This is a genomic window from Gramella sp. MAR_2010_147 (genome assembly GCF_900105135.1).
Classification (GTDB): Bacteria; Bacteroidota; Bacteroidia; order Flavobacteriales; family Flavobacteriaceae; genus Christiangramia.
The window spans coordinates 2,986,668-3,002,305 of the sequence record NZ_LT629741.1; the positions used below are offsets into that span (position 1 = coordinate 2,986,668).

Annotated in this window: 9 protein-coding genes; all 9 read left to right on the plus strand. The window is 38.7% G+C overall.

The features are described 5' to 3' along the window. Positions 1-6: 6 nt before the first annotated feature. Positions 7-1,545 carry an arylsulfatase gene (locus BLT95_RS13525; protein ID WP_089666677.1) on the plus strand — a complete coding sequence of 513 codons (1,539 nt, stop codon included), beginning with the start codon at positions 7-9 and terminating at the stop codon, positions 1,543-1,545. Positions 1,546-1,616: 71 nt separating this feature from the next. Further along, positions 1,617-3,266 (plus strand): FAD-dependent oxidoreductase, encoded by a 1,650-nt coding sequence (locus BLT95_RS13530; protein WP_089666929.1) that lies wholly within the window; start codon positions 1,617-1,619, stop codon positions 3,264-3,266. A gap of 74 nt (positions 3,267-3,340) precedes the next feature. Next, a complete protein-coding gene (locus tag BLT95_RS13535) occupies positions 3,341-4,072 on the plus strand; it encodes a GDSL-type esterase/lipase family protein (RefSeq protein WP_089666678.1) in 732 nt (243 codons plus the stop codon). 167 nt (positions 4,073-4,239) lie between these two features. Then, positions 4,240-5,907, plus strand: coding sequence for a carbon starvation protein A (locus BLT95_RS13540; protein WP_089666679.1), 1,668 nt, complete (start codon positions 4,240-4,242; stop codon positions 5,905-5,907). A 15-nt stretch (positions 5,908-5,922) separates the two neighbouring features. Further along, positions 5,923-9,573 (plus strand): sugar-binding domain-containing protein, encoded by a 3,651-nt coding sequence (locus tag BLT95_RS13545; protein WP_089666680.1) that lies wholly within the window; start codon positions 5,923-5,925, stop codon positions 9,571-9,573. Positions 9,574-9,637: 64 nt separating this feature from the next. Continuing rightward, complete coding sequence (locus tag BLT95_RS13550; protein WP_197676988.1) at positions 9,638-11,317, plus strand: sulfatase; 1,680 nt, start codon at positions 9,638-9,640, stop codon at positions 11,315-11,317. 74 nt (positions 11,318-11,391) lie between these two features. After that, positions 11,392-12,846, plus strand: a complete 1,455-nt coding sequence (locus BLT95_RS13555) for a glycoside hydrolase family 28 protein (protein ID WP_089666930.1) — start codon at positions 11,392-11,394, stop codon at positions 12,844-12,846. Positions 12,847-12,920: 74 nt separating this feature from the next. Next, positions 12,921-14,291 carry a DUF1080 domain-containing protein gene (locus BLT95_RS13560; RefSeq protein WP_089666682.1) on the plus strand — a complete coding sequence of 457 codons (1,371 nt, stop codon included), beginning with the start codon at positions 12,921-12,923 and terminating at the stop codon, positions 14,289-14,291. A 1-nt stretch (position 14,292) separates the two neighbouring features. Next, entirely contained in the window at positions 14,293-15,636 is a 1,344-nt protein-coding gene (locus tag BLT95_RS13565) for a Gfo/Idh/MocA family oxidoreductase (protein ID WP_089666683.1), read from the plus strand. The last annotated feature ends 2 nt before the right edge of the window (positions 15,637-15,638 follow it).

Here is a 15,638-nt window from a genome sequence, read left to right on the forward strand (position 1 = left end):
TTTTCTATGAAATTCTCATGCACCATTCTCATAATTTTGGTGAGTGCAGGAATATTAAGTTCCTGCGACTCTCAAAAAAATGTTGAAGCTAAAAAGCCTAAGCCAAATGTTATACTCATTTTAGCCGACGACTTAGGCTATGGAGATATTGGCGTTTACAATGAATACTCACTTGTACCCACTCCTAATATTGATACTTTAGCCTCACAAGGTATTCGTTTTACCGATGCCTACTGTCCTATTGCTATTTGCTCTCCAACAAGATATTCTTTATTGACCGGGACATATGCATGGCGCAGTAGAAAAAAGCACGGTGTAATGCGAAATTATGAGAGATCCATGATGAAGGATGGTCAACTCACATTACCTCAAATGTTCCAGAAGTCTGGCTATACTACGGCAGGCTTTGGGAAATGGCATTTAGGAACGCTTTTCCCTACTTTGGATGGGGAAAAACCGGTAGGCTATGGTAAGTTTTACGAGCCTGATAATGGAAGAAATATTGACCTTTTTGGAGAGGTGTCAGACGGGCCCATAGACCATGGGTTTAATCATTGGATAGGTTTTAGTTGCGCAAGTGAATGTTTTGTTTTTAAAGATAAAACTATAATTGGTGCGCTTGAACATGACTTTTATACAATAGATGAAACGCCCAATAAAGAAAGCATTGATATGATTCCTATGGATGATTATCTGCCTTACATTACAGATGCTTCACTGGAATTTTTAAAAAATGCGAGTGCGAAAAAGGATAAGCCATTTTTCTTGTACTACTCACCATATGTCCCACATGTTCCACTTGCGGTAAGCAAGGAATTTCTGGGTTCTACTCAGGCTGGTCCATATGGAGATTACGTACATGAACTCGATTTTTATATCGGTAAATTACTCAAAGGTCTAGACAATCTGGGGCTTTCCGATAATACTATAGTTATTTTGGCAAGTGATAATGGTTCTGCTTTTCGTACTTCATATGATGGCATGGATGCTTCAAATGCAGCTAATAAATTACCCGGTCATTTTATTGATTCCGAAGGAAGGTATATGGCTCCAAAAGATTTATCAACCCTGGACAGGCATAGTCCTAATGGTATATTACGTGGAGTTAAACGGAGTGCCTGGGAAGGGGGTGTACGTACTCCGTTAATTGCACGATGGCCAGGTCATTTCCCTGAAGGAGAAGAAACAGATGAAATTTTTTCTCTTACTGATGTTATGGCTACACTGGCACCCGTGGCCGGTTATAAATTAGATAATGACGTCACCACAGATGGACTAAATAATCTATCAGCCTTTGCGGGGGAAAAGAAGAATAAAAGGAGATCGGTAGTAGTGAAAGCCGGAAACGATGTATATGGGTTGAGACAGGATAACTGGAAATTTATAGAGGTACCGAGAAAGGAAAGAGAGCCCTATTATGAATTATATGATTTGTCAAAAGATCCCTCCGAAACGGCGAACCTTGCTAATGAGCATCCGGAAAGAGTTCAACAAATGAAAGCGGAATTGAATAAAATTTTAAAAGGTAATTCCACTACTTTTTAATTTCAAATAATCAGGAATTTTTAGTTATGATTGGATTAAGAAAAGTTTTACTTGTTTTAGTAATAGTTGCTATGGATTCAAGTTGCAAATTGGCATCAGAAAACTCTACAGAAGAAGCAAAAAAAGCAACTGAAGATTTTACAGCTGATGTTATTGTATATGGAGGAACTTCTGGAGCAGTAACTGCGGCAGTACAAATAAAAAAGATGGGGAAATCTGTAATTATGGTTTCTCCAGATAAACATCTTGGTGGACTTTCGTCCTCCGGTTTAGGATATACAGATACTGGAAAGAAAGAAGTTATAGGTGGGCTTTCACGGGAGTTCTATCAGCGGGTTTATAATTATTATACCAAGGACGATAGCTGGAGATGGCAACTTCGTGAGGATTATGGTAACCAGGGTCAGGGGACACCTGCTATTGACGGAGATAATAGAACCATGTGGATTTTTGAACCTCATATAGCTGAACAGGTTTTTGATGATTTTATTAGAGAAAATGACATTTCAGTTCATAAGGAGGAGATGTTAAACCGGGAGAATGGGGTAATAATGGTAAATGGAAAAATTAAGAGTTTTACCACCCTTTCTGGAAAAACTTACATTGGTAAGGTTTTTATAGATGCAACCTATGAAGGTGATTTAATGGCTGCCGCAGGTGTGAGTTATGATGTGGGACGGGAATCCAATGCAACCTATGGGGAACAATGGAATGGTGTACAAGTTGATGTTTTTCATCATAAACATAATTTTAAAAATTTTCAAATTAGCCCCCATAAAATTCCTGGAGATCCGTCAAGTGGTCTTATAAAAGGCGTGTCTGCTGAAGATCCGGGTAAGTATGGCGAGGCCGATGAAAAAGTACAGGCTTACAATTTCAGGTTGTGTCTTACTACAGTTGAAGAAAACCGAGTTCCTTTTTACAAACCAGAAGATTACGACCCTGCAAGATATGAACTTCTGGCGCGTTTATACGATTCTGGTTGGGATCAAACCTTTAATAAGTTTGACCCTATTCCCAATTTAAAGACAGATACCAATAATCACGGGCCATTTAGTACTGATTTTATAGGAGCCAACTATGAATATCCTGAAGCATCTTACGAACGGAGAGCTGAAATTGTTCAGGAACATGTGAACTATCAACAGGGTCTTATGTATTTTATTGCAAATGATCCTAGAGTTCCAAAAGATGTTCAGCAGGAATTCAAAAAATGGGGATATGCGAAGGACGAATTTAAGGATAATAATCATTGGCCTCACCAAATCTATGTGCGTGAGGCAAGGCGCATGCTTGGTGATTATGTAATGACAGAGCATGACATTCTAGGGAAGCGTAAGGTGCCCAAATCAATAGGAATGGGATCTTATACTATGGATTCTCACAACGTGCAGCGTTATATAACCTCTGAAGGTTATGTTCAGAACGAAGGTGATATAGGTGTTCATGCTAAAGAACCTTATCAAATTGCTCTCGGGACAATAATGCCTAAAAAGGAAGAATGTGCTAATCTTCTGGTTCCTCTTGCAGTATCAAGCTCTCATATTGCTTTTGGTTCCATTCGCATGGAGCCGGTATTCATGATACTTGGGCAGAGTGCTGCTACTGTAGCTGCCATCGCTACTGATAAGAATGTACCTATCCAGGAGATTAATTATGAGGTCCTTAAAGAAGAACTGGTAAAAGACGGTCAGGTACTCAAATTGAGCAAGAGTAAATAGGCCGAAAATAAGGTTATTAAGGAATGTTTAGTAAATATGGTGGAGGCTAATTTGATAAAAATTTTATTGATATAATGTTTGTTACAGTTTGGAGGATATTTATCGTAGTGGTTCTCGGTGTTTTTTTCTCATTACATCAGGTAACTGCTCAAAAAATCACTGTTATAAATGCTGGAATTAGTGGCGATACCACTGTGAATTTATTGAATCGAATAAATGCCGATGTACTTGAATTAAATCCTGATGTAGTGATAATAATGGTAGGAACCAATGATATGCTGAATACAAAAAACATGATATCATATAGCGAATATGAACATAACCTTGGTCTTTTGCTGAAGCATTTAAATACACATAATATAAGAACTCTTCTGGTAAGCCCACCGCCAGTGGATGCTAACTATTTGTATAAAAGACATGATAAAACACTATATGATCATACACCAAATGACAAACTGGATTCCGTAGCCCATTTTATGAGGTTATTGTCTCTAAATAATAATGCTCTTTTTGTTGATATAAACAGAATTTTTAAAGACAAGGAAGTCCCAGATCATAATAGAGATCTGTATATCAAAAATGAGCTTAATAGTGAAGAAGAAGATGGTGTTCATCCTACAGCTAAAGGTTATAGGCTAATTGCAAAAGAAATTTTTCAAGTTCTTAAAAATGAAAGCTGGCTCAAACCTGGTAGTACCATTTTATGCTTGGGGGATTCCATAACATATGGAAAGAATGTTCCGGGACAGGGTACGGCTAATGGGAAGACTTATCCTGCCTTTTTAAAGGATTATATTCAAGACTGAAAACTTAACCAATGACGATAGCATCAACATTACATTATAGAGAAGAAACGTTGAGCCTTGGACATCGATTTGGAAAGGTAGTAGTACAGGTAATCGATTAAAAATAATTAAAGATACCTATGTAATAACCCTGTTTAGGGAATAAGGTATAATAGAATAGAAAGTTTATGAATCTTATTGTGCTTATCGTTATTTCCGGAATTATTTTAGTGGCTGCCTACTTTACCTATGGGAAATATATTTCAAATAAGTTAGGGATTAACGACCGCAATATTACTCCCTCCCATAACCTGGAGGACGGTGTGGATTATGTACCTACAAAATCTCCAGTAGTACTCGGGCATCATTTTGCCTCCATCGCAGGTGCAGGTCCAATTATAGGCCCTGTTATAGCTGTTGCCTTTGGTTGGATTCCCGCTGTTATATGGATTTTGGTAGGTGGAATTTTTTTCGGAGCGGTACATGATCTAACCAGTATGCTTGCCTCTGTAAGACATCAGGGAAAATCTATTGGATATGTTATTGAAAGGCAGATCGGAAAAACTGGTAAAATACTTTTCCTGATTTTTAGTTTTTCCACTTTGATCCTCATTATTGGTGTATTTGCAGATATTATAGCAAAGACTTTTGTCAATAATCCATATGTGGCTTCGGCCTCTATTCTATTTATATTGTTAGCCGTTGTTTTTGGTCTGATCAATAAAATTTTAAAGAATACAAAGCCAGCATTTATTATCACCACAATTATTGGAGTAATATTAATGTACTTCTTTGTTTACATTGGTATGCAGATTCCAGTAGTCCTAGATTATAAATTATGGATCTTTATATTGATGGCTTACGCATTTGTAGCCTCAGTAACTCCGGTTACTTTTCTCCTGCAACCTCGTGATTATCTCACTAGTTATTTGCTGTATGGTCTTATGATTGCCGCAGTCGTTGGCGTGTTTGTGGCCAATCCCGAAGTAAAAATGGACAACGATATTGTTCTGTATACGCAGGATCTCGGTTACATATTTCCGGTATTATTTGTTACCGTAGCCTGTGGAGCAATTAGTGGTTTTCATTCTTTAGTAGCTTCCGGAACTACCTCCAAACAGCTTAATAAAGAATCAGATGCCAAAATGGTAGGGTTTGGAGGAATGTTAATAGAGACATTTCTTGCAATTCTATCTGTTGGCGCGGTGATGGTGATTTCAAGGACAGATTACGTAAGCAGTTTAGTTACTGATGGACCCGTCACGCTATTTGCTGATGGTTTAGGACAAATAATTTCAGCTACAGGGATATCTAATGCGTTGGCAACATCTTTTGTAGCCCTAACAGTGTCGGCATTTGCGCTTACCACGCTGGATACTTGCACACGTTTGGCAAGATTTACATTTCAGGAATTTTTTGATGGTGTAGAGCATAATGCGGGAAAGAAAATAGGAGGAAATCGATATATAGCTACTCTTATTGTAGTATTTTGTTCTGTTGTTCTTCTTACCACCGGGGAATTCACTACTCTCTGGCCCATATTTGGTTCTGCAAATCAGTTACTGGCTGCCCTTGCCTTACTTACAGTAGCAGTGTGGTTAATTAAGAAACAGGTGAACTCGTACTTCGTGCTTATTCCCATGTTTATCATGTTTGCAGTAGCTCTTAGTTCTTTACTCCTTTTTGCCGTAAAAAACTTTAATGAAGGTCTTTACATTCTCTCTGTACTCGCAGGCACTCTATTCTTATTAGCCTTAGTACTCTTATGGCTGGCCAGAAATAGTTTGAAAAAAGATGTAGAGGTAAATCAGGATGTGGTATGGGGAAAGAACCAAATTGCTAAAGAAAATAAATAGTCAAAAAAACAACTTATGAAAAACAGGATTATTCATCGTTTGATAATTATAATATATGCTCTACCCTTATTCGTTAATGCGCAAAGCATAAAGGTAGATAAAGAGGTGTCTCAACAACATATTAGTGAGCCGTCTTCTGAGCAATCCATTTTCTTAAATTCCAACCCTGCTTATTCAAAAAATTCAGAGTGGCAATTAAAGAAATATGATTCACTGGCTCCGGGTGGTGACAAGATTTCTATACCTGGAAATGGTGATAAAGATGAATGGATGAAAGCGGTTGTTCCTGGGACAGTGCTTACTTCTCTGGTGGAGAATGAAATATATCCTGACCCTTATTATGGGGATGTTAACAGGCGTACCAAGAAAGTTATTCCTGATATGGCAGATGCCGGAAGGGAGTTTTACCATTATTGGTACCGAACAGAATTTAAAGTTCCAAAGACCTTCTCGAATAAAAAGATCTGGTTAAAATTCCACGGGATTAACTACAAAAGTGAAATATGGCTTAATGGTCAAAAACTTGGAAACATGGCTGGTATGTTTAATTCAAAAGCCTTTGATGTTACCTCTATAGTTAATCGAAGCGGATCCAATACTCTGGCAGTAAATGTTTCGCCGGTGGATTTTCCAGGACAAAGTGGCCGAAAGGGCAAGAAAAGATCGGGAGCAAAAGGAGAGAACCAAAATGGTGGAGACGGTATAATTGGTAAGAACACAACTATGCTCATGAGTGTGGGTTGGGATTTTACCTTTCAAGATGGTATCAGGGATCGTAATACCGGGATTTGGAAAGAGGTTGAACTGTATGCTACTGGTGATGTGGTATTGGATCATCCATTTGTGAAAACCAAATTGAATTTACCTGATACTACAATTTCTCAACAAACCATTTCAGTAGAAGCTTTTAATGCTTCTAACCGAAAGATTTCAGGAGTTTTGAATGCAAAGATTGAGGAAACTGATATTGTTGTTCAAAAAGAGATAAGCCTTAACCCAAATGAACATAGAAAAATCGAGTTTACTCCTGAAGAGTATAAGCAGTTGATTATTCAGAATCCTAAATTATGGTGGCCTATCAACAAAGGCGAGCAGAACTTATATAACCTTTATTTATCCTTCGAGGAGAATGAGCAAATAAGTCATAGCAAGAAAGTGCGATTTGGTATTAGGGAAATTACTACAGATCAGAATACTCCAGATAATTCTCGTAGGTTTTTGGTGAATGGACATCCAGTCTTTATTCGAGGGACTAATTGGATCCCGGAGGGGATGTTAAAAAATTCAGCTAAAAGAACCCTTGCTGAGCTTAAGTATACTGAACAAGCCGGACTCAACCTTATTCGTTTTTGGGCTGGCGGAATTTCAGAATCTGACTATTTTTTTGACCTCTGTGACGAGATGGGGTTTTTGGTATGGAGTGAGTACTGGATGACCGGTGATACACAACCTGTAGTAGACACTACTCTTTATCTTAATAATATAGAAGCTACTGTCAAGAGAATTAGGAATCATCCTTCTCTGGCTTATCATGTCTCTTCCAATGAATCTACGGAAATCCCCGGAGCTGAGCAATTGATCAGAACTATAGATCCTACTCGTGATTATCAAATGCAGTCTGAATGTTGTGGCGTACACGATGGGAGCCCCTATTCCTATGAAAATCCAATGCAATATTATGAGAACACGGGCTCTAAGAGGGGAAGCAGGATTGATGGATTCAATCCGGAATATGGGACGCCTATACTGCCTACCGTGGAATCACTTCGGTTAATGATGCCTGAGGAGGACCTATGGCCAATAAATGATTCGATTTGGAATTATTTAGATGGTGGCGGTTTCCATAATATGACTACTAAATATAAAGCTGCGGTAAATGAGTTTGGTCCCTCTAACTCTATTGAGGAATTCGCCAAGAAGGCCCAGTTTGTTGGAGCAATGAATTTCAGAGCCATCTGGGAAGTGTGGAATGAGAACAAATTTAAGTATGGGGATCGTTTTGCAAGTGGGTTTCTGTTTTGGTATCACAACAGCCCTGTACCTCAAACTGCAGGTCGTATGTATGACTGGAGTTTAGAGCCAACCGCAGCACTCTATTATTCTCAGGATGCACTTGAACCACTAAATACTCAGTATGATTATCTAACAAATACAGTATCTGTGTATAACGATTTCAGAAAATCCTTTTCAGATTACAGCGTAGAAGTTAGTATATACGATATCAATTCTAAGGAAGTCTGGAATAAAGAAGTTACTCTTGACATTCCTCAGGATGGAGTTGTGAACGACCTCATGAAAATTGAGTTTCCAGATTCAATATCTCAGGTACACTTTATCAAGCTTATTCTCAAAGATGATAAAGATAAACTGGTAAGTGATTCCTTCTATTGGCGGTCTCGGGATAACTACGATGGTGCCTGGACAATTTCAGGACCAGCTATTTCGGGCTTTGAGGATATGAATAAACTCCCTAAGGTAAATTTGGAGATGGAATCCAGGCTTGAAGGGGAAGAATTAAAAGTTAAGATCACCAATCCGTCATCTTCTTTAAGCTTTTTCACTCAATTAAAGTTGCAGGATGATAAGGGTAGAAGTATAAGTCCTACATTTTATTCAGATAATTTTTTCAACCTGCTTCCGGGGGAATCAAAATCGGTGTCTCTTGATTTTTCAATGGGGAATATACCTTCAGAAACAATGAAGTTGGTAATTGATGGCTGGAATGTTATTCCTCAAACAAAAACCTTTCAGTTTGGAAAATCCCATGTTAAGTATGATGATACTCGAAAAACTGATTGGGACAAGGATTTTAAACGGGTGGAGATACAATCCAGCGCCGACAATAATATTCAGAACGCATATTTTCTTAAATCTACTTCAAAAAAAGCCCAACCTTTAATTGTAAGTCTGCACACCTGGAGTGGTGATTACTCGCAAAGGGATGAAATAGCTGAGATCAGTATGCAAAAGAATGTGAACTATATCCATCCTGATTTTCGTGGCCAAAACATACAGGTAAATGCCTGTGCCAGTGAATTAGCCTTGTCAGATATAGATGATGCCATTACTTATGCTATTAAGAATTCCAATGTTGACACTTCCAAAATTTTCGTGGTTGGGGTAAGCGGGGGAGGCTATGCAACCCTAAGTACATTTATGAAATCCCGGTATGATATCAAAAAGTTTTCGGCCTGGGCCTCAATAACAGATTTAGTGGCCTGGTACAAGGAAAGTAAAATAAAACGGAACAAATATGCCCAGAACATTCTGGACTGTACGGGCTCTGAAGAAGTGCTCAATATAGAAAATGCGAAACAGAAATCTCCGTTATACTGGGATACACCCACAAAGAAACTAAAGAATTCTGAACTGGTTATTTATGCCGGAGTGTATGATGGGATACAGGGTAGTGTTCCAATAACCCAATCCATCAACTTTTACAATAAGTTATTGACCGATATGTCGGTATCCAATAAATCAAAATATGTTTCAGATAATGAAAAACTGCACCTTCTGGAGAAGAGGTCTTCTCTTGGAGATTTTGGTGAGATTGGCGGAAGAGAGATCTTTTTAAAAAAAAGCTTTAGGAATGTGAGCTTGATAATATTTGAAGGGAATCATGAGATGTTGCCCGAATTTGCAGTAAATGATTTACTGGAAGATTAGTATAAGATCATCTCTAGTTAGTTAAATCAATATGCTGAAAAAGTATTTCATTGGTAAAATATGTATGATGAATAAAATAAATGAAAGATTAAAGGGGCTAAAAGTCAAATCGGTTATTTCCGTTTTGTGCTATCTAATCTTTACCCATTTTATTTCCTGTAATAATAATCATACGGAAACCGATAGAGTAACCAAAGAAAAGGAAACAATTAAAAACAGGCCAAATATATTATTTGCTATTTCTGATGATCAGTCTTTTCCGCATGCCTCTATCTATGGTGAAGAATGGATTAATACACCGGCTTTTGACCGGGTGGCTAGAGAAGGGGTATTATTTACAAATGCTTTTTCTGCTTCTCCTGGCTGTAGTCCAAGTCGAGCAGCAATTTTAACGGGAATGAATCCCTGGCAACTTGAGCAGGCAGGAACTCATGACAGCGAATTTCCTACAGAATATACAGTCTTCCCCGATATTTTGGAAAAAATGGGATACAAAGTAGGCTATACCGGGAAAGGCTGGGGTCCGGGAAACTGGGAAGCAAGTGGTAGAAAACGTAATCCTGCTGGGGATCTTTATAATGACCGATATACTAAGCCTTTGTTGGAACATGTAAGTACCACAGATTACGCGGGAAATTTTGATGCATTTCTGGCTGAAAGAGACCAGGATAGGCCATTTTATTTTTGGTACGGTTCCCGTGAGCCACATAGAAGATTTGAAACAGGTTCTGGCTTAGAGTCTGGTAGAAGACTGGATGAGGTTAAAATTCCGGCTTTTCTTCCAGACAGTCCTGAAGTGAGAAGTGATCTCCTGGACTATGCTCTAGAGATAGAATATTTTGACCAGCATCTTGCTACTATGATTGCGAAGCTTGAAGAAATTGGTGAACTTGAAAATACGATTATCGTAGTCACTTCAGATAATGGTATGTCCTTTCCCTCTGCCAAGGCTAATGCTTATGAATATGGAACTCATGTTCCTTTAGCCATAAGATGGGGGAATCGTGTCAAAGGAGGAAGAACGTTGGAAGACCTCGTGAGTCTGATAGATCTGGCCCCCACCTTCCTAGAGGCCGCGGCAGGTTCCCATTCTGCAGGTATTCTTAAGGAATATGCTATGGAAGGGAAGAGTCTTATAAGCACCCTAAAGAATAAAAACCAGGAAGAAGAAGGTGCCCGGGAAGCAGTTTTTACATCAAGGGAAAGGCATTCCAGTTCCAGATGGAATAACCTCACCTACCCTCAGCGAAGTATTCGAACTGATGATTATTTATATATCCGGAATTTTAAACCGGAAAGATGGCCGGCAGGAGCACCCCAGAAGGTTGGTTCAGATGGAAAACTGGAACCTATGCATGGTGCCTATCATGACATTGATGCCTGTCCAACCTTTGATTTTATGGTAGAACATCGTAATGATCCCGATGTAAAACCACTTTTTGAAAAAGCGGTGAGTAAAAGACCGGCAGAAGAGCTTTTTAATATTAAAAATGATCCTTACTGCCTGGTAAACCTGGCCGACGATCCAAAGTCTCAAAAAATGTTGGTAGAGTTAAGAACGGCCTTAGGTGGATACCTGATGCAAACTAATGATCCCAGAGTGACGGGAAATGGAGATATCTATGAAACCTATAAGCGATACTCTGCAATAAGAAAGTTTCCTGATCCGGATTGGCTTGATGAAAATGAATCAAATATTCCACCGCTATTAAATAAAACTAATAATTCAGGAAAACTTGATTAACCTGGCTTGTGAAAAGAGCAGCAGCATTGAGTCTGAATACTTAAATTATGATTAACAACAGGGTAATTAACTTAATGATAAAATACTTTGCTTATCCGGTTAAGGAAATTCCGGTCATTGCTAATGATGGAATGACTTCACTACATAAAATAAAAACAGAATCCACTGTTTCGCTTATTGTGGCGTTCGTTCTGTCAGGGCTTTTCTTTTCCTGTCAAGAAAGCAAGCCTTCGCTGGAGGAGAATGAAATAGTCGTTGAGGCTCCTTTTGAAATGCCAGGAATAATAGTACCTAATTTCACCAATGCTCCAAGATATCCTATAACCGAATTTGGTGCCGAAGCAGCAAACAAAGAGAAGAATACAAGAGCGATAAAGAAGGCTGTTGAGAAGGCTAATAGTGCTGGTGGAGGGAGTGTTATAATTCCTAAAGGAGAATGGTTAACAGGGAAAGTGCATTTGAAGAGCAATGTGAACCTGCATCTGGACGAAGGTGCAGTATTACTTTTTTCCGATGTTCCTGAAGATTATTTGCCCCCGGTACGAAGCACCTGGGAGGGGATGGAATGTTATAATTATTCGCCATTGATTTATGCATTTAAAGCTAAGAATGTTGCCATAACTGGTAAGGGGGAATTAAGGGCAAAAATGGACACCTGGGAAAAATGGTTTGACCGTCCTTCTGGCCATATGGAAAACCTTAAACGGCTTTACAATATGGCCGCCAAAGATGTCCCGGTTGAGCAAAGGCAAATGGTTAATGATAGTGCAAATTTTCGACCTCAGTTCATTCAATTCAATCGTTGCAATAACATACTTATAGAGGGTGTATCCATTAAGAATAGTCCTTTTTGGGTGCTTCATCCCTTTATGTCCAGGAATGTGATCATTCGTAATATTAATGTCTATGCACATGGCCATAATAACGATGGGGTAGATCCCGAAATGAGTCAGAACATCCTAATAGAGAATTGTGTTTTTGATCAGGGAGATGATGCCATTGCGATAAAAGCAGGCCGAAATCAAGATGCCTGGCGCTTAAATACTCCTGCTAAAAATATCGTGATACGGAATTGTCTTGTTAAAAACGGACATCAGCTGGTTGCAATAGGAAGTGAACTTTCCGGTGGGGTTGAAAATGTTCTGGTAGAAAATTGTGAAGTTGAAGATGGAGCCAAATTAAACCATCTTTTATTTATAAAGACCAATGAGCGTCGGGGAGGATATGTTAAGAATGTTTACATGAAGAACATAAAGGCTGGGAAAATTGATAAAGGAATATTGGGTATAGAAACTGATGTCCTTTATCAGTGGAGAAATCTGGTTCCTACCTATGAACGGAGATTAACAAGAATTAGGGATATTCAGCTTGAAGAGGTGGTAGCCAAAGAAGTGAAATTTATCTCAAAGATAGATGGCGAGGAGGAATTACCTGTAGAAAATATTCTACTTAAGAATGTTTCGGCAAGTGTCGTAAAAGATTCCTTAAACATGCATGAACATGTCCTTAGCTTTTATAATGAAGAGTAGAATTGTAAAAATCATCATATAAGGGAAGATTCCCTGGTAATTAGGAAGTAGAACTAAAATATAAAATTCAATATATGAAAAACTTAAACCTTAAAAGACTAATGCTCGCATTGAGCGCAACTGCTATAATTAGTTGTGCTGATAAATCAGATGACAATCAACAAGGCAAGGCTCTTATTAACAATGATAACCTGGAAGGGTGGTCGCAAAAAGGTGGGGAAGCGAAGTATTCAATTGCCGATGGAGTGATTACCGGAGAGACTGTTTCCAATACCCCTAATTCCTTTGTAGTAACCGACGAGTTGTATGATGATTTTATCCTAGAACTGGAATATAAAGTTGATCCCAGTATGAATTCCGGAATACAGATTAGAAGTAATAGCAAACCTGAATATAAAAACGGGAGGGTACATGGGTATCAGGTAGAAATAGACCCTTCAGAGAGAAGTTGGAGTGGAGGAATCTACGAGGAAGCTAAAAGAGGCTGGCTATTTACCTTGGAAAATAATCAAAAAGCTCAACAAGCATTCAAGCAGAATGAGTGGAATCATGTGCGGGTAGAAGCTATGGGGGACACCATAAAAACATGGTTAAATGGTACACCAACGGCTTTCCTGATAGATGATGAGACACCACAGGGCTTTATTGCACTTCAGGTACATGGAATTCAACCTGAGGATGAACCAGGAAAAAAAATCAGATGGAAGAATATCAGAATACAAACAGAAAATTTGAAAGATCATTCAAAGTCTATGGATCTTCAACCAGTAAATACTAAGAATAACCTGACTAAGAATGAAAGGGAAAATGGTTGGAAGCTTTTATGGGATGGAAAGACAACATCCGGTTGGAAAGGTGCCAGATTAGATAGTTTTCCAGAAAAAGGATGGGTTATTGAAGATGGACTTTTAACCGTTCTTTCCACTGGAGGAGAGGAATCTGCAGCAGGTGGTGATATAGTCACTGAAAATTTATATGGTGATTTTGAATTGAAGGTGGATTTTAAAATTACCAAAGGTGCAAACAGTGGAGTTAAGTATTATGTAGATACAGATATTAATAAAGGCCCCGGTTCCTCTATTGGATTGGAATATCAAATTTTAGATGATAATAACCATCCGGATGCGAAATTAGGTAGCCATGAGGGTAGTAGAACTATTGCCTCCTTATACGATTTGATACAAGCCGATCCTAATAAGCCAGTTCGCCCTGTAGGTGAGTGGAATACAGCCCATATAATTTCTAAAGGCAACCACGTAGAGCACCTCCTAAATGGAGAAAAAGTACTGGAATATGAAAGAGGCAATGAACAATTTAGAAAAATGGTTTCTGAAAGTAAGTATGCGCAATGGGCCAAATTTGGAGAACTGGAGAAAGGTCGAATTTTATTACAGGATCATGGAGATAGAGTTTCATTTAAGAACATTAAAATAAAAGAACTTTAATATGTCATCAAGAAGAAAATTTATAACCGATTCTGTATTAGGGGGAGCCGCTGTTGCTTTTTCTGGATCATTAATGTCCATGCCGGCAAAAAGTTACAGGAAAATTGTTGGTTCCAATGACAGGCTTAATGTGGCCATTGCAGGATTAGGAAGAAGATTAGGAGCATTTTATACTCCTATTGCCTTAAAGAGTGCCAATGTTGAGCTGGTATATCTTTGTGATGTGATGAAAAAGCAGCGCGAAAGGGCTTTGAACAATTTTTCTAAACATATAGATTATAGGCCAAAGTTGGAGGTTGATATTAGGAAAGTGATCGATGATGAAAATGTAGATGTATTGCTAAACCTAACTCCTGATCATTGGCACACTCCCGGTTCTATATTGGCGATGCAAGGAGGGAAACATGTTTATGTAGAGAAGCCCTGCAGTCATAATATGAATGAAAATGAACTATTGGTGGCAGCCGCAAAAAAATACGATAAGATAGTACAAATGGGGAATCAGCAACGTTCTTCAGATCATACGATTGAACTTATTAAAGATATACATGACGGAGCAATAGGAAAGCCATATAAGGCTGTAGCTTTTTATGTTAATTCTCGTTCTTCTGTTCCTGTTCAGAAAAAGGCATTTGTCCCGGAGGGACTTGATTGGGATTTATGGCAGGGACCGGCTATTCATCGCGAGTATACCTCAGAAACCTGGGATTATAACTGGCACTGGTACGGCTGGAATTATGGTACGGCAGAAGCCGGTAACAATGGAACTCATGAACTTGATATTGCGCGATGGGCCTTACAGGTTGGATATCCCGAACATACCAGGGTGATTGCAGGTAAAAGGCAATTTAAGGATGATGGCTGGGAAATGTATGACAGTATGGAAGCAACTTTTAATTTTTCAGATAATAAAATCATCCAGTGGGACGGAAAAAGTCGTAACGCCTATAATACCTATGGTGCGGGGCGTGGAACCTTAATTTATGGAAGTGAAGGTGCTGCTTTTGTAGATAGGGATAGATATGAAATGACCAATCTCGGAGGCGAGATTATTAAAGAAAGAAAAACAGGTTCAAATGAAGCCGGTACAGCCTTGGGTGGAGGTGGAGACACCTCTACAGCTCATATTTTAAATTTCTTCAATACTATTCGAGGAACTGAAAAGTTGCAGGCTCCAATAGATGATGCTGCCGTTAGTATGGCTATGGTACATTATGCAAATATAGCCTACCGTACAGGAAAAGATTTTGATATTGACGAAAAGAATGGTCGAATTTATGACCGCGATGCCATGGCCCTCTGGAGCAGAGAGTATGAAAATGGCTGGGAACCGAAATTATACTAAGC